The organism is Bacillus sp. AR2-1 (genome assembly GCF_008368755.1).
In the GTDB taxonomy this organism is placed as follows: domain Bacteria; phylum Bacillota; class Bacilli; order Bacillales; family Bacillaceae_G; genus Bacillus_A; species Bacillus_A wiedmannii.
The window spans coordinates 74,634-94,833 of record NZ_QORY01000031.1 but is presented as its reverse complement, the minus strand read 5'-3'; the positions used below and the strand labels follow the sequence as shown (position 1 = coordinate 94,833).

Here is a 20,200-nt window from a genome sequence, read left to right as displayed (position 1 = left end):
AGGGGATCTTCTTACTCCTATTTCAAACTACTCACAATCTCCACAAAGATCACTTCAAACGCATGCGCTCCTGCATCAAGATATCTTCATCTTGGCCATACGACCACGATTACTTTAACAAATATGCCCACTAGAACCTTACCTATTATTTAATTGACTCTACTTGTTTTTCTAATTCTCTTCCAAGGAATTTAGCAAGCTCAAGCATACCAAATTGATTCGCTACAGACTCTGCGTCAGAATTATAGTTTGTATTTGTATTAATATCATACGTATAAATTGTTCCATCCGCACTACGAATAAATTCAATACCAGCGACAGTTATTTCATTTTCTTTCAAAAACTCTTTGTATTGTTCAATAATTGGCTCTTGGAAGTCTGATATAATTTCAAATTTTGTTGACGACTCTTTCTTACTCTCTTCTCCTACTGGGCAGAAAGCATCTTGAATAGAGCATGCATCTGCTGGACAAAGCTCAAATCCTTCTGATGTATCTACTTTAACCGCATATACAAACTGGCCGCCTACAAACTCACAACGTGTAATATATGGCTCTGGTGCTTCGATGTACTGCTGGATTAAAGTAATTCCATCAATAGGCTCTTCAAACACCGGACTATCCAAATATTGTTCTAAAGCATCAATGGAATGAAATAGTTGAACACCAAGACCTTTACCTGCACGGTTATGCTTTGTAATGAACGGTACTTCTCCTAACTCCTTTGCTGCTTTTACTATATGATCACGGCCAACAGCACCAATTGTTTTCGGCACTTGTATCCCAAATTTTCTTAATGCTGCATATTGATTCAATTTACTTACTTCAAGGCGTAATGCACGAGACCCATTAAATACTGTGCGCCCGTATCCCTCTAGCCAAGCAAGAACCCCTTCAGTTAATTCAGGTGCATATCGATGACCTCTCGTATGTGAAGAAGCACTCATGCGGCTATAAAAAACACCTTTTGGAGGTTCTTGTTCTAACGAAAGTGTTCCTTCATTTAAAAGCCATTCCTCATACGGTAACTCCAGTTCTTCCAACCTTTTCACTAAATGATTCGTCCATTCCTTATTCTCATGTAATATGTAAATTTTACTCATTTGTAATCAATTCCTTTCTTTTCGCTTCAACTACTGGCATCACTTTTTCAGAAAATCGTTTCATCTCTTCAAGCTGTGGTGAAAATTGTAAAAGTAATAATGTAACACCCACTTTTTCAAAAGCAAGTATCCTTTCTGCAATTTGTTCTGGTGTTCCGATTAAATTAGGACGTAACCCGCGATTCGATACGGAATAATCATTGAGCTTCACTTGCTGTTCCAACTGCGATTTACTCACAAAATCTTGGTAACCCGCGTAACCTAACGCATCATCTTTCACATCCGTTATGCGTCTCCATTCTTCTAATGCCTCTTCTTCTGTATCACGACAAATAACGTAAGCCGCGAGCCCGAATGACTGCAATGGCTCCTCTGTAACTTTCTTTCTACGATTCTTCATATCTTCTATTTTCACAGATACTTCTTCCACTGTTCCACCATGCATTACATATGCATCCGCGTAATTTACAATGACCTCTTTTCCTCGCTCACTCTCACCACCTGCATAAAGCTTAATGCCTTGTTTCTGCACAGGTTTTGGACTTAAATGCGTATGATGCAGCTCATAAAAGTTCCCCTTATAAGAAAACTCTTCTTCTTTCCAAAGGCACTTCAAAACTGTTACAAATTCTTCTGTGCGATCATACCTTTCATCATGTGCGGTAAATACTCCGCCGTACTGTCTCGCTTCTTCTTCCCACCATGCTGAAACTACATTCAATGTAAAACGGCCATTACTTAATTGATCGATATTTGCTGCCATTTTCGCTGTAACAGCTGGATTGTGGAATCCAGGTCTGACAGCTGTCATAATCTCTAATCTATCCGTCACTGCTGCAAGTGCTGCCGCAGTTGTCCACGCTTCTAAACTTGGTGCTGACACACCTTTTATATCATTTAAGTTTAATTCTGCAATAAGTGTTGTTGAAAAACCTAATTGTTCTGCCGCTTGCGCTGTTTGTTTTGCATACTCAAACGTAGGCGGCATAGATTCATCATCTACATTTCGAAGCCATCCCCCAAAAATCGGTAACCAAAAACCATACTCCACTACCTATTCCCCCTTTATCTTTTAGCCATAAAAAAAGCTACTCTTATCGAAATAAGAGTAGCCTTCTTGACTAAGTGAACCGCTCTTATCTTTCAGGTGTTTTTTCACCTGCAGGATTTGGCACCTTTCGTCTAAAACGAGGTTGCCGAAGTTTCATAGGGCCCGTCCCTCCACTTCTCAGCATAAGAATTGTTTGATTTTCATTTATTATAATCATCAGAATAATAAAAATCAATCCTTTAATACTTATTTTTCCGATAAACATTAAATGATATATGAAATCATATTGTTATAGAGAATTATTATGTTGTTTTACTTACGAATATATAAAGGGCTATGTTGTATCATGTCGAAAACATCATGTATAACCAAGTTGCTTTACTTCTATCTTAAAAACACAGCAAATGAGGTGTTAGTAGCATGAAAAATAAACGATGCGAGAATTGTGGTTCTACTACATTTAAAGAAGGCAGAGTTGGCTTTGCTTATCATGCATATGTTTGTGAAGATGATTCTAGTAGGCTCTTTTCAGCAGGGAAACGTTCCAAACTATTAACTACATTTTGTTTAGAATGTGGTGAGGTGAAATCATTTAGAGTGGAGAAGCCGGAGAGATTTGAAGAATAAAATAATACTAACTACATATTATGAAGATGGTTATTAATGATGGTAACATTCAAGCATTTCGCTTACCTTTACAATTGGAATATTGGGTACTTTCATCTATAGGTGCTGCTTCACTAGGAAAAATCCGTTCCTGTGTAAAGTTGTTTTCGGAATAACAGACACGAAATTGCATGTTAAATGCAAATAAACAAGGAACCTACTAGTCGGTTCCTTGTTTATTTGGCTAAAGCAGACTCCTTTGGAAAACCCAAATAAAAGTTAAATCAACTCCTATTTAACATTTCTCTTCAAATATATGACAGTAAAGAATACATCATCACGGTGTCAGCAAGCAAAAGTGTATTCTGCATTTCTGAAAACAGTAGATGGCAGATTGTGACCCGCTGAATCTGCTAAGAAAGAATATACAAGAACATCCTTAACATCATCTTTATTTCCACTAATGATGACATCAAGAAAATCTTCTATTTGGAATTCTGGCGTAAACAACACAATCTTAGTTGTTCTGTTTGGTTCTAAAGAAACAAAAGTACGAGAGATTTCAACTAACTCATTTTGAGTCGGGAAAGAAATATTTCGACTTCTCTTAACAGTTACCGTTACATTACTAGTATGGCAGCGTGAATCATTGTTTAACATAATGTTGAGAGCAGTTGGAATAATCCCATTTTCAGAAACTGGAACTCGAAACACTCCCGTAGATTTATGAGCCATATAATCACATCCTTTCAAAATAAAATATACTTACACTATATTAGATGCAAGAATCGTTCATTTTGATAGGGACAAATTACGTGATTAATATATTTATAATAACCCTCGGTATTACTAAGACAATGATTTACAAGATTAACAAATATCGTGAGAACCAATCGGATGTATATTAAAAGGAAAAAGAATAAGGTATCTAAAAGAACCCCTATTTTGAGCCAATAATGAGACATTATGTTAATCTTATATGTATAGTTGCACAAAATTGAGAAACTTAAGGAGACAGATTAATTTTATGAGAAAATCATTCATATTACTTACTTTAATTCTAGTATTAGCCAGTGTTACGGCTGCTTGCACACAAGATAAAAAAGATAGTGCCGTTGAAAATGGTCCAATAGAAGAACCAACCGCAAAAAATGAAAATGAAAAATTAATAAATTTTGAAGAAAAAGAAGATATGAACCGCTTGGAACAAGGTATTTTATTAGTTGGTGAGAGTGTTAAGGGAGGCTATTACTTGACCGCCGTTCAAAATGCATATTTAAATGCTAGTAACGATTCCGTCGTTGTTAATGTCTCTGTAAAAAATGTAAGAGGTCAAACGATTGGACTATCAGAATTAAAATATAACCTAAAAGATGAAAAAGACGGAAAGGCCTATGAAGGAAAGGTGCTTGATCAAAACCCTTCTGATATACAAGTTAAACCAAATGAAACGGTAGAATTAAAAATAGCTTTTGAAGTACCAAGTACCGCAGATGAATATATGTTTTATATTGAAAGCTCTTTAGATCCTCTAGGAGCACGCTGGAAAATCGATAAGTTGCAATCACAAAAAAGCTAAGTCTCAAATACGCAAAAAGCACTGAAAAATTTGATATAGATACAAATGAAGAATATATAAAAGTCCCTCCACCTTAAGGCAAAGGGACTTTCTAATTCCTATTTCAAACTACCCGCAATCTCAGTAAAGATAACCCCAAGTGCATGTGCACCTGCATCTGGATAGCCTAAGCTTCTTTCACCAACTGTACCGGCGCGGCCCATGCGAGCTACGATTTCTTTCGTATACTCTGCTCCTTTAACCGCTGCTTCTGCGCCTTTTTCAAAGGCAGTTTTCATGTCTTCTTCGTTTGAAGCGCTAGCTAACCAAGAGTCTACACATGGAGCAAGTGCATCAACAAGTGTTTTGTCACCAACTACTGCTCCTCTACCGAATGATCTTTCACCGATAGATTGTATACCTTGCAGCGCTGCTTGTAACATTTCAGCGAATTCTTTCACTGTTAGCTCACGCTTCTCGCCTGCTGCTTTACTAGCTGCTCGGAATGCACCGCCCCAAATTGGACCAGATGCGCCGCCGCAATGTTCCATAATAATCATTGAGCAACCGTCAAGGAACGATCCGATTGTTACGTTCTCTTGATCTACGATAGAATGCCACTCACGTTTTAATTGCTTAAATCCTTTTGCCACACTCATTCCGAAGTCGCCATCACCCGCATGTGTATCTAACTCACAGAACGGTACTTCGTTTTTAATAATAACGTCACTCATTTTATCAACGAGATAGATCATGTTGTTTAATGTAATGACATTATCTTTTATAATAGCGTGCTCTTCCGCTGTTTCTATTTCGAAGGAAACTTCTTTCTCTTCTACATCTTCAAGTACATTCACGTACTCTACACTTTCAACTGGTCCATCTACTTTAAACGCAGGTGTATTACACTCTTTCGATAGTAATGTTTTTAACTCATCGTCTAGTTTCATTACTGTTAAAGACATACCAGCCATATCGATACTCGTCATATAGTTTCCGACAAATACTCTATTAATTTTAATGTTTCTAGCAGCTAATTCTCTCGTCACTGCGTTGTTAAATAAGTAAAGTTCTTGTAGTGGTGTTCCGCCAAAACCGTTAACTAGAAGTGCGATTTCCTCGCCATCTTTTACTCCTAAATCTTTTATTAAATCATTTGTCATACGGTTAGCTAATTCATCAGCTGACATCGTTTTTTCACGCTTAATTCCTGGTTCACCGTGAATACCTACGCCGTATTCCATTTCATCTTCCGCAAGTGTGAAAGTAGGTGATCCGCTCGCTGGAACTGTACAAGAAGTTAATGCTAAACCGATTGTACGCACGTTAGCCGCTGCTTTTTCCGCTACAGCTTTCACCGCTCCTAAATCCATACCTGCTTCCGCTGCTGCGCCGGCAATTTTATGAACGAGAATAACCCCCGCAACGCCGCGGCGTCCTACTGTATACAAACTATCTTCTACCGCAATATCATCGTCCACTTTTACGTAATCTACTTCAATTCCATCTTCCGTCGCTAAATGCGCTCCGTTTTTGAAATTCATAATATCGCCGCTGTAATTTTTAATAATTAATAACGTACCTTTTTTACTCGCTGTCTCTTTAATTGCTTGATATACCTGAATTTGTGAAGGCGAAGCAAACACATCTCCGCACACTGCCGCATCTAACATTCCTTTTCCGACTAATCCTGCATGCGCTGGCTCATGACCACTACCGCCGCCACTAATTAACGTTACTTTATTTTCGTTCATTTCTTTCTTCTTAATTACTTTATATTTTTTCAAAAGCTCAAGCTCTGGATGAGCCATAACCATTCCGTTGCACATTTCCATTACTAATGTTTCTGGTTTGTTTATAATCTTTTTCATTGTGCTTCTCCCTCAATTCCTTTAATATATTGTGATATATTTGAAATCTTCTTCTTACTATCCATGTTAAAATGAAAGCGTTTTATAGTAAACGGACAAAATGGACAATCTGTCTAAAGACACCGCTCTCATTTATGGGTAGGATTTTCATATTATTAACATTCTAGGGATGATTGAGATGACCTCTTCTATAATTTCTAAAAAGATAATCGCGAATTCATTGAAGTATTTAATGGAAACAGAGTCGTTTCATAAAATATCAGTGAGCGATATTATGTTACACTGTCAAATGCGTAGGCAAACTTTTTATTATCATTTTAAAGATAAATTTGAACTATTAAGCTGGATTTATAGAGAAGAAACGAAAGAAAACATTATCGACTTTCTCGACTATGAAACGTGGGAAAATATTTTCGATTTATTATTTGATTACTTTTACGAAAATCAAAAATTTTACCGAAATGCTTTTAAAGTCATTGAGCAAAACTCGTTTAATCACTATTTATTTGAGCATACGAAAAACTTATATATGAAGATTATTGATGAACTATCTATGAGCTGTGGATTCAGCCTTTCTGATGAGACAAAAAATACGATTGCCTCCTTTTATAGTCACGGCTTCGTTGGAACGATAAAAGATTGGATTGAAAGCAAATGCGAAGTAGATCCTTCCATTATGTCTTCTCTCATGAAAAATATGATAAACAATCAATTACTACTATTACTGGAACAATCAGCAAAGTAATTAAAGGGTGGCAAAAGCAATGAAAAAGATTATGAATGATGTACAAAATATCGTTCAAGATATGATGCATGGCTTTTATTTTGAACATAACGAAAAAGTAAATTACGATGAAACAAATAACATCATTTATGTAAAAGATATAGAAAAACTGACGCAAAACGTTGTTATCATAAGCGGCGGTGGTAGCGGACATGAACCTGCTGATATTGGTTATGTAGGAAAAGGTATGCTTACGGCGGCAGTAAACGGCAGTATTTTCACTCCGCCTACAGTGGAACAAATTATTGCAGCAACTCGCCTCATGCCAAAAAATAAGAATATTTTATTCATCATCAAAAACTTTAAAGATGACGTAGCAAATTTTCTAGCAGCAGAACAAATCGCAAAAGAAGAAGGAAGACAAATTGACCATATCATCGTAAATGACGACGTTTCAATTGAAGATGATGCTTCGTTTAATAAAAGAAGACGCGGCGTCGCTGGTACTGTTTTCGTTCAAAAAATACTTGGTGCGGCTGCTGAGAGCGGACATTCTTTAGAAGAACTAACAACACTTGGCCGTTCTATCACCGAAAACTTACACACATTAGGAGTCGCACTTTCACCTGCCAATGATCCCATGCAGGGAAAAGCTTCGTTCTCATTAAACGACGATGAAGTCTTTTACGGAGTCGGCATTCACGGCGAAAAAGGTTACCGTAAAGAAGCACTATCCTCTTCTGAAATATTAGCGATCGAACTAATGAACAAACTAAAAAGCATTTACCGCTGGAGAAAAGGCGACAACTTCGCCATCCTCATTAACGGATTAGGCGCAACTCCACTAATGGAACAATACATTTTCGCAAATGACATTCGCCGTTTATGTGAGCTGGAAGGATTACAGATTACATTCGTAAAAGTTGGTACGCTGCTAACTTCTTTAGATATGAAAGGTGTTTCGCTCAGTTTGCTTAAGGTAGAGGATTCGGATTGGGTGAAGTGGTTGAAAGAAAGTACGGAAACTGCTAGTTGGTAATACAAATAGGATGGCTTCAATTGGCCATCCTATTTTTGTACGTAATTCAGCTATTAAAAAATTCAATTACTGAAGAATTCTGCCCTCAATATTACAGCAAATTTACATTAAAAATGTAAATCCTCATTTCCTTCGTATTTTCCTTTATTAAGTCTTTTTCTTATGAATAATTCTGCAACAATTAAATTAGGTACCCACGCTAACCAAGCAATAATAGCGTAACTAAGTTCAAACCGCTCTATTTCAAATAGAACGATAAACAACGGTAGCCAAATTCTTAATGTAACTGCTCCAAAGGTTAAAGAATAATTTCTAATCATCCAATTCCGATGGTCTTTAATTTTTTTATTCTTAACTCTATGTAACGCTTGATATGCTGATGTTAGCCAAAATACGGATAACAAACCGAAACCTAACTTCGCTACCAACCCTCCCGTAGCATAAAAGGATAAATATAGTCCAGAAACGCCTCCTAATAATATACCAACCATATAGATTCTCCCAACTATTCGATGACGGTTGATATTCCTTTCTCTAAATTTAGTCGATAATGTAAAAGGACCAATTACTAATGCTACTATACTAGTTGTAATATGGATAAATAGCATCATATACCAGAATTCACTTAATTTAGATCCAAACATAAGCTTCGCTTTTACAAGTCCTGTTTGAAATCCATCCATAATAAAATATTGGACAACAACATAACCAGATACTAAAAGAGCAAAAAAAGTAAATACAAACCAAATTTTCCTGTTCAAATTTTACTGCCTCCTTATTACATTAAGGAATTAGATTATACATTACTGTTCATTCTAGAGAAAAATAGAAAAGCCTTCTTCATACATAAAAACCCTCACGTATATCGTTCTATACTTGAGGGTTTACTCATCTATTCCTTCTCATCTCTCATTTTCTTACATCAATAGTCAGCTCATCTGTAATCTGCTCAAGATGGAAAAATCTTTTTATATAATGGATATGTGACCATTTCTCTTCCCCACCAATAATAAATAATTCTTGCGCATCATACATAAATGAAAAACTTGGATAGAAACTGTCAGCCTTTATTTCAATCTCACCAGTACGATTACTGATCATCTTACAGTCTGCTGAATAGCTTAATAACGTATAGAGAGAATCTTGTGCTGATTGGAAGAAATACTAGAATCATTGTATAAACGTGATAGCACAAGAGCATAATCACCTCACTAAAGGATGACAGGTCTTCCAAATAAAGCTGGATGATAAATTAACATCGCACCTACAAATGAACACACTAAACAAAAAACGGCCTCGTATTTTATGACTAGAGAAGCGTTGGCATCAAGCTGTTTTCCCTCTCTTTTCAATATCAATTTAAATAACGCTGTATATAATACTTTATATAATACATACCCAATAATTGCCCCAAGGATATTCGTAAATACATCATCAATATCTGTAATTCTATTATTTAGTAATTGATTTAACTCAATTGCCAATGAAAAAAAGAATCCCGCACATACGGTGTTTTTCATTTTTCTAAACTGCGGCCAAATAGTCGGTAATAAAAAACCTAATGGCATAAACAGTACAATGTTCAAAAGATACGTAGTACTACCTGCCGTATCAAATAGAGTCAAGTTGATTTGACTTACACGAATCCACGTTTCATATCTACTTATATCCCATACAGTCGCGATCTGCGTCACCCTATACACTAGCGAAAGGTAGAATAGAAAAACATACACCCACAAAAAATGCAGAATAGATATAGTTCTTTTCGCTTTAAAATAAAATCCAATTTGAAACACAATACAAAACATAATAGTAAAAAAATAAGTATACAAATAACTCATCAAAACTCCTGTATCCATGTAGAATCCCCTAACTTTACAATTTCATCTATGACTTTGTTGTTTATAGGATAGGAGAAACTTTTAAAATAAAAAGTGGGGTAAACATAAAATTTTTCTTAAATCTTCAGTTGGGTTTTATTATTACTCTTCTTAGGAATCCGCCATTGATAGCTAGGCAACAACATGCTTAAACCTAACAATATTATCACTTTTGCCCGTAATCCTCGTAATACTTTAACCGATGAAGCATATATAAAATCATGTGAATCGTTTGTTCAGTTAACACATGAAATTAAGAAATATATGACGTACTATAATCACTCTTGCTATCAATAGAATTTAAAGAAGATAACTCCTGTTTGCATACAGAAATCATCTTTTTTAGGTTGCCTAACTTTTTTTAGAATGTCCTTTACAAAGGGTACAGACCAAGAGCACCTTATTCCTATTCAAGGGGATCAACTATACCTTCTTCCCTTAAAATTACTAAAACCCATTTACAAATCTATAAAAGTAGATATAATATCCTTATGGAACCTTTATTAATTTATAAAGCATTGTCAAATGAAACAAGATGTCAAATTTTATCATGGTTGAAAAATCCAGAAAACCATTTCGATGAAAAACCTTATCTAGAACAAGACCTTAACTTTCAAGTTGGAGTATGTGTAGGAGATATCCAGCTTAAAACTGGCTTAGCCCAATCGGTTATTTCTAGTTATTTATTAACTATGAAAAAAGCAGGCTTACTAGAGTCTGACCGAATTGGAAAATGGACCTACTATCGTCGAAACGAAAAAACAATACGAGAGTTTTCTGAATACGTCCAAAACGAATTATAAAATGAAAGCTAATAATCAATCAGCATACTAATTGATTATTAGCTTTCACACATTCTGCTTTTTTACAGGTATCCAATTACTTTTTTTATAAATTGCACTGCCTATAAAAGCAAGAAACATCGAAAGGAGAAATTTTTTTAACATATCATATCTAGTTATTTAGATATCTGTTATTGTATTTAGAATTACATACTCCTGATAATATTGGCATCCAATCATGCTTATAATAATGCTTCTTTGTTAATGAATTTACTTTCAAAATACTGATACGAATGGAGAGTTTAATAAATGAAAAAAGTAAATCCTTTACTTATTCTGACACTCGCAATAGGTGTGTTCGGAATTATTACTACTGAGATGGGTATTGTCGGCGTATTACCACAAATCACTGAAAAATTCGGAATTTCAACTACACAAGCTGGATTTTTAGTAAGTATATTTGCACTAGTTGTTGCTATTTCTGGTCCATTTTTAATTCTGCTCGTCTCTAGTATTAATCGCAAAATAATTTTATTAACAGCAATTTTCATATTTGTTATTTCAAATTTAATCTACGCTTATACAACACAATTTGAAATCATGCTTATTTTTCGTATTTTACCGGCAGCGCTTCATCCACTCTTCTTTTCAATCGCTCTTGTAACAGCTGCTAAACTTGTCCCTCCAGAAAAGAGCGGTCAAGCAGTTACAAAAGTTTTCATGGGAATTACTGTTGGTTTCGCTTTAGGTGTACCACTAACCTCTTACCTTGCGGACCAATTTTCACTCGAAATGGCTTTCTTATTCGGAGCATTCGTTAACACTGTTGCATTCATTGGAATACTACTCCTACTTCCTTCTATGCCAGTTAAAGAAAAAATGTCTTTCGGCAAACAAATTCGTATACTCGGCAAACCAGGATTATGGTTAAATATTTTAACCGTCACATTCCTTTTTGCAGCCATGTTTTCCGTATACAGCTACTTCGCCGAGTACCTTGCAAAAGTAACTTCCATGAATGGATCTCTCATCAGTATCATGCTATTCATATTTGGTATAGTTATGATTTTAGGTAATCATTTATTTGGTGGTCTCCTGCAAAAAAGCATAATAAACACTGTAATATCATTCCCTATTCTATATTCTATTGTTTACATATTGGTTTATTATTTAGGTTCCTACCTTGTTCCAATGATTTTTATAGTATTCATTTGGGGAATCGTACATGCTGGTGGATTAATTGTTGGTCAAACATGGTTAATAAGTGAAGCTAAAGAAGCACCTGAATTTGGTAATAGTCTATTCGTTTCGTTCTCAAATCTCGGAATTACTTTAGGAACCACTATTGGAGGCTGGTTCATTTCAAACTTAGGTATTCACCAGCTTATTTGGAGCGGATTTATATTCACACTACTCTCATTTCTATTAATTATAATAAAACTAAAATTTTTCAACTCTAATAGCCAGGCTTCATTATCAAGCTAGTACATTGTCAGTTCCAAATTCGATAAAAAACATTATAAATTCTTCTTATACGATTTTATTAACTAAAAAGTATAATGCTCAAAGCCTTTAGCCATAATTACGACTAAAGGCTTTTTTGTATATAAAAATAATTCTAAAAGGAGCTAATTTTATGGAACATAATCAAAATGGAGTACTTGCTTTAATTGTTTTATTTTTAGGATTAGTGTTTTTTGTTAGTGGAATGGTTTATCATTTATGGGGTTCTTTTTAATGGTATGATTGTAATCACTCATAAAAACCCTCAAGTATATCGTTCCTTTATTAATTTCAACGTTTAGACAGATATATAATTCAAAAACTAAACCGTGTATTGCAATTATCGATATGAAATATTTCCAAAAACAACTTAACATGGTAAAATAATATTCGGACGGGAGTCCAATATTATTAAAATTAAGATGGTTCAAGTCGGAGAAAGGCACCTTAGGGTGTCTTTTCTTTATTTTCAAAAGGACCTGCTCAATTATTGTGTAAAAAACATAAAGTAAGTTGAATCCATTAAAATACATGAGTGACCCCTTGTTTTCCCCTCTTATTAAAGGAGGAACTATTATGGGATTTGGTGGTAGTTGTAGTAGTGGTTGTGGCGGCGGCTTTGCTTTACTAGTTGTATTGTTTATTTTATTGATCATTGTTGGAGCTTCTTGCTTCTGCTAAAAAACTATCGGAAAAGACACTCTTATATGGGTGTCTTTTCTTTGTAATAAAAAGCTTTCTATAAAGGAAGGTTTTCACATCCAAATTAGTGATTTACACAGCACTTTATTCCTTCGCATCCCTCATACTGTAATACCCCAAATTAATAATAACCAAGAAATACCCACCCATAATTCCCGCAGCAAATGTCCACATGTACTCACGGTGTTCAATTTCATACATAATAATCGCGCCGAGTATGGCCGCTGCAAATCGATTCATCATGCCGAGCATCGGTGCTTTTTCTTTTTTTACGATGCTATTTCCGAACTTTTCAATACGCCTTCCTAAAATCCAGGCGCAGTACATACTAACTAAAAGGCCGATGCTTATCCCTACAAACTGGGCTGAAAAAGGTGTCACCAACCATCCCAAGAACATCACGCCTAGTAAACAATATATTTGTATGTTGAATGATCTTAATGCCATACGAATCATGTTATGCTCCTTATCTTTCCTATTAATCCCATCTTTCGGACTTCAAGCTTTCCGATATATCTTTTTTAAAATGGGGGAATTTGATTTTGCTCACCATTAAATAAGCGAGTAAGCATGTGCCCAACGCTACGGAAACTGGGTTATTTAGGAGGCATAAAATGAGGAGACACATTGCCGCAAATGGAATGGGCATTCCGATGAATGTTGGGAGTTTGCTTTGTTGCGTGTTAAATCTAGCAAGCCGCAGCATTCCGCAAATACTATACGCGAGTGCACATATCATCCCAATAAACTGCAAATCTTTTAACGAGGCACTATATGCAAGAATAGACGGTGCCACACCAAAAGTCACTAAATCCGCAAATGAGTCTAGTTCTCCGCCCATTTCCGAAACAGAATCTAGTTTCCGAGCAACCATACCATCAAACAGATCAAATACCATACCTGTAATAATGAACATAACTGCACCATACATATCGTGAACGAAAACAGCGTGAATAGCCAAAAGCCCACACACAAAATTTGCTATCGTAATCATATTTGGTATGTAACTCATAACACGCTTCTCCTCCTTTCTACTAATTGCTTCATCTTGCTTCTTACTCATTACAATCAAGATTCTTCTGTTTTTCTTCCAATATCACTTTATTTATTTTCGTTAACGTATCAGTCATTTGCTGCAAAGCTTCGATATCAATTTTCGAGAAATATTTCTCGATTAATACATCATCTAACTTCGACAATTGCTCCATATACTTACTACCGTTTGGACCGAGTGTAAGGAAATACTCCCTTTTATTATTCGGATTAACTTGCTTTGAAATCATCTGTTGCTTTTCCAATTTCGATAAAACTTGGCTCACAGCACTTTTCGTTATATTAAAAGTACTCGCAATGTTATTTGCTGTCGTGTTTTCATTTAAATTAATATGAAATAGCATGCTCTCTTGCTGCCCAGTAAGACCGAACTCATCCTTTAAATCTTGAAATAGTAAAATGTAGAGTTCCGTATAGGCTCGATTCATTTCATTAATTACTTCTTTATATGATCTAGTCATAGTGTTCTTCCTCCAATTATGCTGCTCTTTCATCTTATCCGATAGTTTAGTTCACTTAACTAAACTATATTATACCTTTATGTTTGTGTAAAGGGAAATATAGCTCCATCATTCACAATGAAAAAGAAGACATCAATCAAGATGTCTCCCTTTCATACTTAAGATTCCAAACTCTTACCATTCGTCTTAATTACTTCCTTATACCAATCGAAGCTTTTCTTCTTCGATCTTTTTAATGAACCTTTTCCTTCATTATCTTTATCAACGTATATATATCCGTAACGTTTTTTCATTTCTCCAGTAGAAGCACTTACAAGGTCAATTGGGCCCCAGCTTGTATATCCGATAATATCTACTCCATCTTGGATCGCTTCGGACATTTCAATCATATGTTTTTGCAAGTAATCAATACGGTATTCATCATTCACTTCGTCTTCACCATTTAATTGATCGATTGCACCGAGACCGTTTTCAACGACAAATAACGGTTTTTGGTAACGATCGTACAGTTGGTTCGCTGTAATACGGAAGCCTTTCGGATCAATCGTCCATCCCCACTCTGATTTTTCAAGGTATGGATTTTCAACAGAACCGAATACATTTCCGCTCGTTATGCTTTTTAACACTTCTGGATCTGTACTTGTTGCTCGGCTTGAATAGTAGCTAAAGCCAATATAATCAACTGTATGCTCTTTTAAAATTTCCTCGTCTTCTTTTTCCATTTCAATTGTTACATTGTTATCTTTAAAGAAGCGTTTTGCGTATCCCGGATATGCTCCTCTTGCTTGTACATCAATGAAGAAGAATGATTCACGGTCTTGTTCCATCGCACGAAGAACGTCGTCTGGATTACATGTGTACGGATACGTTGCACCCGCAGCAAGCATACAACCAATTTTTGCATCTGAAATGATTTCATGACACGCTTTTACAGCTAACGCACTTGCAACAAGTTGGTGATGCGCTGCTTGATACTGAATTTGTTTTTTATTATCCCCTTCTTTAAACGCTAGACCTGCTCCCATGAAAGGTAAATGTAAAAGCATATTAATTTCATTAAACGTCATCCAATATTTCACTTTATCTTTATATCTATTAAAGATCGTTTTTGCGTACGTCTCGAAGAAGTTTACAAGCTTTCTACTTCTCCAGCTTCCATACTTTTCTACTAAATGAACAGGCACATCGAAGTGAGCCATCGTAACGACTGGTTCAATACCGTGCTTTAACAGTTCATCAAACAAATTATCATAAAACTGTAATCCTGCTTCATTTGGCTTTTCATCTTCACCACTTGGGAAAATACGCGTCCACGCAATCGATACACGTAACGCTTTAAATCCCATTTCTGCAAAAAGAGCGATATCTTCTTTATAACGATGATAAAAATCAATCGCTTCGTGTGACGGGTAAAACTCTCCTTCTACCGGCGTAAAAGAATGAATATTTCCTTTCATAATATCCCAACGATTTTCACCAGTTGGTAATAGATCAACCGTCGTTAATCCTTTTCCGTCTTCTACATATGCGCCTTCAACTTGATTGGCTGCAGTTGCTCCACCCCATAAAAATCCTTTTGGAAAATTAACTTTAGACATATAGAAAAACTCCTTTATATAAGAATGAACGATGAAAGCTATTGTAAGTTTTAAAGAATACCTTTCTTCGTTTGAACCTGTATGAAATGTAACTACTATTTAACTCCTAACTTTAGTAAGGAGTCTCCTGCTTGAATCTTTTCTATTTCCGTTTTTTTGATGCTATATTTATCATAATTTGTAACAACAACTGGTGTTGTCACAATGTAACCCGCCTTTTGAATTTCAGCTATATTAAACTCAATAAGTAATTGCCCTTTTTCTACTCTCACTCCTTGTTCAATACGAGAAGAGAAAAATTCGCCATTTAATTTCACAGTATCCATCCCAATATGGATTAAAATTTCAGCACCTGAATCCGCCGTAATTCCTACCGCATGATTCGTCGGGAACAGCGCAGAAATCGTACCTGAAACTGGTGAAAACAACTTTCCTTCTGAAGGCTCAATCGCAACTCCTTCACCTAACGCTCCTGATGCAAATGCAGCATCGTCAATGTTTTGAAGCGGCATAACGGCGCCATGGAAAGGACTAAAGATTATTTCATCATCGTTTGATGCAGCAATTTTATCAATTGTTTCAGCTGTTTTTGTAGATGTTTGCTTTTTCGTAAAACCAAATAAGTAAGTCAAAATAAAACCTACTATTAAAGAAACAACCATTGAAACAATTGCTCCCCAAAATCCAGCTGTAATCCCATCTTTCGGACTAATAAATGTAGGAAGCGTAAATATACCAAGTCCGCCTGTCATATAACTTTGTGTACCAAATACGCCAAGTATTGCGCCGCCAATTCCTCCAGCAATACAGCTCATAATAAACGGCTTTTTAAGAGGAAGTGTAATACCATAAATCGCTGGTTCTGTAACGCCGAAAATACCTGAAATAAAAGCTGGAATGCTAAGTGTTTTTAATTTCTTATCTTTCGTTTTCATCCAAACGCCAAGCACAGCACCAATTTGAGCAAATGAAGCAGCAAATATAAGTGCTAATATCGGATCAACACCGTTTACTGCTAAATTGTTATAGCCAATCGGAACAACGCCCCAATGAAGGCCAAATATGACAAGTACTTGCCAGAAAGCACCGAGTAAAGCACCCGCTACTAATGGGCTTGCATTATAAACCCAAAGCGTCGTCTGTCCTAAAAACTGCCCTGCCCACGTCGCAATTGGACCAATAACGAGAAATGTAACTGGTACAACGATTAATAATGTGAAGAATGGTAATAAAAATGTTTTCACAACATCTGGAATAACTTTCTTTAAAGAATGTTCTACTTTCGCTCCAAAATAAGCAGCGAGAATAATTGGAATAACAGATGATGCATAGTTCATTAAAATAACTGGTATCCCTAAAAACGTAATATGAATTGGTGATTCAAACATCGTTCCTGCAAATAGCGTATATAATGGCTCACTTGCTTTTAAACCGGATAAAGCCGGATAGACTAACGCTCCCCCAATTGCCATACCGATGAATGGTGATCCCCCGAATTTCTTACTTGCTGTATATCCTAAAAAGATTGGGAAGAAATAAAATAACGAATCGCCAACTGCATTTAATATTTGATACGTTCCTGACTGTGTACTTAACCAGCCTAACGCTACAAATAATGCATTAAATCCTTTAATCATCCCTGTTGCAGCTAACACCCCTAAAACAGGAGTGAAAATGCTAGAAAGAATATCTATAAGACTACTCTTTTTCTTCTCACTCGTAGTTTCTTCCTCAGCTTCTTGAAACCCTCCAGCAGCAATAACCGCTTTGTATACGTCGGATACATGGTTACCAATTACAACTTGATATTGTCCGCCGCTTTTCATAACAGTCACAATATCTTCCATACTTTTCAGTACTTCTGTATTTGCTTTCCCCTCATCCTTTAACTGAAATCGTAAACGAGTGATACAATGTACAACGCTATGTATATTTTCTCTCCCGCCAACATGTTTCAGTATGTCTTTTGCTAATTTTTCATACTTCATAGTAACTTTCCCTCCCTACAATCATCCCATTTATTATTTTTTATAAAAGAAAAAACCTAAACTAACCATAACGGCGTGATACATACGAATCACTCCATTACAAGTCAATTTAGGTTTTGCCTGCCAAACAGTAACAATCCCGTTTATTCAATTACATAATTCATTACGTTTCGTTACACGATGAATGTGCAACGTTACGTACACTTTTTCATCTTTTGAAAGATGACTATTATGTGCTTTTCGTAAGTATGCTTCAATTTTTTCTGTACAACAATATGCCTCTTCATACTTACTTTTCACTTGCTCATATAAAAAATCATCATCGGCCGAGTTCAATTCCTTCTGCATTAAACGCTGCGCAAAATACCGTAAATGCGTTACAAACCGACTATAATTAAATGAACTTTCATCTAAGTTCATCTTATAGTGGTACTTTACAACATTTAAAATATCTTGGACGATTTTCGTCATCGCTACCGTTTGTTGCATCGCCGGCTCTCCTTGCTGCGCATTAACGAAATGTAGTGCAATTGACCCTGCTTCATCTTCAGAGAGTGTAAACCCAGTCTCTTCTTCAATTATGTTCAAAGCTTGTAGACCAATTTCAAACTCTTTCTGATAAAACCTCTTAATCTCCCAAAGCAAAGTATTTTTGAGATCCATTCCTTCTTTATGCCGAGTTAAGGCGAAACTTAAGTGATCCGTTAATGTAAGATAAATATAATCACTTAAAGTCCCCGGCAAAACTGTCTTAGCAAACTGAATAATTCTCTCGGTAATCTCTAAATTTTCTACAGGAATTTCAGTTAGCAACCTAGCAAGTTTCTCTGATAATTCTTTTGTTTCTAGCACAAAGGTCTTTTCTATCTTAGATTCATCAATCGTATCGCCTGTTTTTTTCTGAAATCCCAAACCTCTGCCCATCAGTACAACTTCTGTCTCAGTATCCTTCATCGTACAAACAACATTGTTATTTAAGATTTTATGGATTCTCATATTGTTCCGCCTTCTTCTTCTTAAAGTCACAAAAGGTAATAAAAAAACCTAAACTGATTCCAAAAGCCACACTACACCCGTAGCCTCTAGATCAATTTAGGTTTTGCCTGCCGAACAGTAACAATCCTTTTACTTATTAACTTACCTTTATTATACACAAAGAGTAAGCGGTTGCAATGATAAATTATTGAATATTTTTTTACAAAGAAAAATACTAACAATCGATCAGCTGTTGCTTACATTCATTACAAGACTAGTTATGTACACAATTATATTTTACAATTACCGTAGATAACACATACCTTCCACTACATGTACAATTTTGAATAATCAAGCACAATTTTTAATAAAATTCCATATAGACCCATTAATGGTTAAAATGTTATAATGAAACTACCCTACATAGTTACTCATATTCAAACTGAGGAACTAGCGTCTTATTAAGCAATGCGCATAACTCAAATAAAAAAGACACTTTCAAGTGTCTTTTTTATTTATTTTCATAAGAATTATCTCTTTTATAAACAAAATCTATTAAACAACAAAGGAGAATATCGAATGGAGAATACTGTATCGAGAGAACTACGTAACATACGTATATGCCTTATCATCTTGATCATTGTCATTGCGTTTTGGGATCGTGAGAAAACTGTGGAAATCACTGACCACGGTAGCGATCCTATCGTAAACACCAGCAATATGACCCCAGTTGGCGATAATACATTTGCCTATAAAGACGAATCTAATCAAATTAAAATATTTAAATTTAACCCAGATACAAATGAAATAAAACTAATAAAAGAATTTTATGCTAACGAATATTAATTACATAAAGTGAAACTTTAATCAGTGGGGGTTTTCTTCATCCCCCACTGATTATTAGTTGAACCAATCGGACTTTTATGGGCAGCCCGATCCCCACCTAAATTCTTTGCTTTCGCTGAATTTTGAGGTGGGGTCTTACTGCCCATTAAAGCGGGATAAAGGCATCTTAAGGTGTCTTTTTTTATTTTCAAAAGGACCTGCTCACGTTTATGCATCAAAACATAAAGTAAATAGAATCCGTTAAAAAACACGAGTGACCCTTTGTTTTCCCCTCTTATTAAAGGAGGAACTATTATGGGATTTGGTGGTAGTTGCGGCGGAAGCTGCGGTTTTTCTGGAGGATTTGCTTTACTAGTTGTATTGTTTATTTTATTGATCATTGTTGGAGCTTCTTGCTTCTGCTAAAAAACTATCGGAAAAGACACTCTTATATGGGTGTCTTTTCTTTGTAAACTAAAATG

21 protein-coding genes, 2 pseudogenes and 1 riboswitch are annotated in these 20,200 nt (G+C 35.6%); of the genes and pseudogenes, 10 read left to right on the top strand and 13 right to left on the bottom strand.

Features of this window, described 5'->3' with window-relative positions; genetic code table 11:
• Window positions 1-145: 145 nt before the first annotated feature.
• Together DT250_RS27980 and DT250_RS27975 are read right to left on the bottom strand one after the other, a co-directional pair.
• Window positions 146-1,102 (bottom strand): ATP-grasp domain-containing protein, encoded by a 957-nt coding sequence (locus DT250_RS27980; protein WP_149214067.1) that lies wholly within the window; start codon window positions 1,100-1,102, stop codon window positions 146-148.
• Window positions 1,095-2,153: an LLM class flavin-dependent oxidoreductase gene (locus tag DT250_RS27975; protein ID WP_149214066.1), complete on the bottom strand. Its 1,059-nt coding sequence runs from the start codon at window positions 2,151-2,153 to the stop codon at window positions 1,095-1,097. Before DT250_RS27975 ends, DT250_RS27980 begins: the two co-directional genes overlap by 8 nt.
• 82 nt (window positions 2,154-2,235) lie before the next feature.
• A riboswitch (SAM riboswitch) is annotated at window positions 2,236-2,342 on the bottom strand.
• Window positions 2,343-2,573: 231 nt separating this feature from the next.
• Between DT250_RS27975 and DT250_RS27970 the strand changes: the two genes are divergently transcribed.
• On the top strand, window positions 2,574-2,780 hold the full coding sequence (locus DT250_RS27970) for a hypothetical protein (RefSeq protein ID WP_149214065.1): 207 nt from the start codon (window positions 2,574-2,576) through the stop codon (window positions 2,778-2,780).
• Between the two features lie 324 nt (window positions 2,781-3,104).
• Here the strand turns inward: DT250_RS27970 and DT250_RS27965 are convergent, their stop codons facing one another.
• Window positions 3,105-3,494, bottom strand: a complete 390-nt coding sequence (locus DT250_RS27965; protein WP_000940657.1) for a hypothetical protein — start codon at window positions 3,492-3,494, stop codon at window positions 3,105-3,107.
• Window positions 3,495-3,786: 292 nt separating this feature from the next.
• Between DT250_RS27965 and DT250_RS27960 the strand changes: the two genes are divergently transcribed.
• Window positions 3,787-4,338: a DUF4352 domain-containing protein gene (locus tag DT250_RS27960; protein WP_149214064.1), complete on the top strand. Its 552-nt coding sequence runs from the start codon at window positions 3,787-3,789 to the stop codon at window positions 4,336-4,338.
• Between the two features lie 98 nt (window positions 4,339-4,436).
• Here DT250_RS27960 and dhaK read toward each other — a convergent pair whose 3' ends face one another.
• Window positions 4,437-6,188: a dihydroxyacetone kinase subunit DhaK gene (gene dhaK, locus DT250_RS27955; protein WP_149214063.1), complete on the bottom strand. Its 1,752-nt coding sequence runs from the start codon at window positions 6,186-6,188 to the stop codon at window positions 4,437-4,439.
• 178 nt (window positions 6,189-6,366) lie between these two features.
• Between dhaK and dhaS the strand changes: the two genes are divergently transcribed.
• Together dhaS and dhaQ are read left to right on the top strand one after the other, a co-directional pair.
• Window positions 6,367-6,933, top strand: coding sequence for a dihydroxyacetone kinase transcriptional activator DhaS (dhaS, locus tag DT250_RS27945; protein WP_000204216.1), 567 nt, complete (start codon window positions 6,367-6,369; stop codon window positions 6,931-6,933).
• A 19-nt stretch (window positions 6,934-6,952) separates the two neighbouring features.
• Window positions 6,953-7,951, top strand: a complete 999-nt coding sequence (gene dhaQ, locus DT250_RS27940) for a DhaKLM operon coactivator DhaQ (protein WP_149214062.1) — start codon at window positions 6,953-6,955, stop codon at window positions 7,949-7,951.
• A 107-nt stretch (window positions 7,952-8,058) separates the two neighbouring features.
• Here dhaQ and DT250_RS27935 read toward each other — a convergent pair whose 3' ends face one another.
• From DT250_RS27935 to DT250_RS27925, 3 genes and pseudogenes are all read right to left on the bottom strand, one after another.
• Window positions 8,059-8,712, bottom strand: coding sequence for a DUF2306 domain-containing protein (locus tag DT250_RS27935; protein ID WP_149214061.1), 654 nt, complete (start codon window positions 8,710-8,712; stop codon window positions 8,059-8,061).
• A 148-nt stretch (window positions 8,713-8,860) separates the two neighbouring features.
• Window positions 8,861-9,115 (bottom strand): annotated as a pseudogene (locus DT250_RS27930) (hypothetical protein); the annotation flags it as partial.
• A 47-nt stretch (window positions 9,116-9,162) separates the two neighbouring features.
• On the bottom strand, window positions 9,163-9,810 hold the full coding sequence (locus DT250_RS27925) for a VanZ family protein (RefSeq protein WP_149214060.1): 648 nt from the start codon (window positions 9,808-9,810) through the stop codon (window positions 9,163-9,165).
• Between the two features lie 216 nt (window positions 9,811-10,026).
• On the opposite strand from DT250_RS27925, the pseudogene DT250_RS32420 reads away from it, so the two are divergent.
• The 4 genes and pseudogenes from DT250_RS32420 to DT250_RS27905 all read left to right on the top strand — a co-directional run.
• Window positions 10,027-10,128 (top strand): annotated as a pseudogene (locus tag DT250_RS32420) (TetR family transcriptional regulator); the annotation flags it as partial.
• A 194-nt stretch (window positions 10,129-10,322) separates the two neighbouring features.
• Window positions 10,323-10,634 (top strand): ArsR/SmtB family transcription factor, encoded by a 312-nt coding sequence (locus tag DT250_RS27915; protein ID WP_000433539.1) that lies wholly within the window; start codon window positions 10,323-10,325, stop codon window positions 10,632-10,634.
• A 288-nt stretch (window positions 10,635-10,922) separates the two neighbouring features.
• Window positions 10,923-12,098, top strand: a complete 1,176-nt coding sequence (locus DT250_RS27910) for an MFS transporter (protein ID WP_048561593.1) — start codon at window positions 10,923-10,925, stop codon at window positions 12,096-12,098.
• A gap of 594 nt (window positions 12,099-12,692) precedes the next feature.
• A complete protein-coding gene (locus DT250_RS27905) occupies window positions 12,693-12,797 on the top strand; it encodes a YjcZ family sporulation protein (protein WP_000505689.1) in 105 nt (34 codons plus the stop codon).
• Between the two features lie 105 nt (window positions 12,798-12,902).
• Here the strand turns inward: DT250_RS27905 and DT250_RS27900 are convergent, their stop codons facing one another.
• The 6 genes from DT250_RS27900 to licT all read right to left on the bottom strand — a co-directional run bounded on the left by DT250_RS27900 (window position 12,903) and on the right by licT (window position 18,914).
• Window positions 12,903-13,274: an ATP synthase subunit I gene (locus tag DT250_RS27900; protein ID WP_149214058.1), complete on the bottom strand. Its 372-nt coding sequence runs from the start codon at window positions 13,272-13,274 to the stop codon at window positions 12,903-12,905.
• Window positions 13,275-13,296: 22 nt separating this feature from the next.
• Window positions 13,297-13,881 (bottom strand): CDP-diacylglycerol--serine O-phosphatidyltransferase, encoded by a 585-nt coding sequence (pssA, locus tag DT250_RS27895; protein ID WP_142291685.1) that lies wholly within the window; start codon window positions 13,879-13,881, stop codon window positions 13,297-13,299.
• Entirely contained in the window at window positions 13,874-14,332 is a 459-nt protein-coding gene (locus DT250_RS27890; RefSeq protein ID WP_088062231.1) for a MarR family winged helix-turn-helix transcriptional regulator, read from the bottom strand. The genes pssA and DT250_RS27890 overlap by 8 nt, the downstream gene beginning before the upstream one ends.
• 158 nt (window positions 14,333-14,490) lie before the next feature.
• On the bottom strand, window positions 14,491-15,930 hold the full coding sequence (locus DT250_RS27885) for a 6-phospho-beta-glucosidase (RefSeq protein ID WP_149214057.1): 1,440 nt from the start codon (window positions 15,928-15,930) through the stop codon (window positions 14,491-14,493).
• Window positions 15,931-16,025: 95 nt separating this feature from the next.
• A complete protein-coding gene (locus tag DT250_RS27880; protein WP_149214056.1) occupies window positions 16,026-17,918 on the bottom strand; it encodes a beta-glucoside-specific PTS transporter subunit IIABC in 1,893 nt (630 codons plus the stop codon).
• Between the two features lie 147 nt (window positions 17,919-18,065).
• Complete coding sequence (gene licT, locus DT250_RS27875; RefSeq protein ID WP_149214055.1) at window positions 18,066-18,914, bottom strand: BglG family transcription antiterminator LicT; 849 nt, start codon at window positions 18,912-18,914, stop codon at window positions 18,066-18,068.
• 558 nt (window positions 18,915-19,472) lie between these two features.
• On the opposite strand from licT, the gene DT250_RS27870 reads away from it, so the two are divergent.
• Window positions 19,473-19,739, top strand: a complete 267-nt coding sequence (locus tag DT250_RS27870) for a YmzC family protein (protein ID WP_076535848.1) — start codon at window positions 19,473-19,475, stop codon at window positions 19,737-19,739.
• A gap of 294 nt (window positions 19,740-20,033) precedes the next feature.
• Window positions 20,034-20,144 carry a YjcZ family sporulation protein gene (locus DT250_RS27860; protein WP_000505686.1) on the top strand — a complete coding sequence of 37 codons (111 nt, stop codon included), beginning with the start codon at window positions 20,034-20,036 and terminating at the stop codon, window positions 20,142-20,144.
• The last annotated feature ends 56 nt before the right edge of the window (window positions 20,145-20,200 follow it).